Origin of the sequence: Natrinema sp. CGMCC1.2065 (genome assembly GCF_051225675.1) — an archaeon.
Taxonomy (GTDB): Archaea; Halobacteriota; Halobacteria; order Halobacteriales; family Natrialbaceae; genus Natrinema; species Natrinema thermotolerans.
Map to the genome: position 1 here is coordinate 1 of NZ_JBPJSJ010000048.1, position 507 is coordinate 507.

1 rRNA gene is annotated in these 507 nt (G+C 57.0%); it reads right to left on the reverse strand.

From position 1 onward, the window contains the following. A 23S ribosomal RNA gene (locus tag ACSBP4_RS19625) occupies positions 1–507 on the reverse strand; the annotation flags it as partial.

The following is a 507-nucleotide window of genomic DNA, read 5'->3' on the forward strand; positions in this document are numbered from 1 at the left end:
GCCTCCTACCTATGCTGCACAATGGCGACCACGTCTCAGTGACAGCCTGCAGTAAAGCTCTATAGGGTCTTCGCTTCCCCTTGGGGGTCTCCAGACTCCGCACTGGAACGTACAGTTCACCGGGCCCAACGTTGGGACAGTGGCGCTCTCGTTGATCCATTCATGCAAGCCGCTACTGAAGCGGCAAGGTACTACGCTACCTTAAGAGGGTCATAGTTACCCCCGCCGTTAACAGGTCCTTCGTCCCCTTGTACGGGGTGTTCAGATACCTGCACTGGGCAGGATTCAGTGACCGTACGAGTCCTTGCGGATTTGCGGTCACCTATGTTGTTACTAGACAGTCGGAGCGCCCGAGTCACTGCGACCTGCCCCATTGCAGGGCAGGCATCCCTTATTGCGAACGTACGGGACTAACTTGCCGAATTCCCTAACGTCGGTTGCTCCCGACAGACCTTGGCTTTCGCCGCCACGAGTACCTGTGTCGGATCTCGGTACGGACAGTGTGTT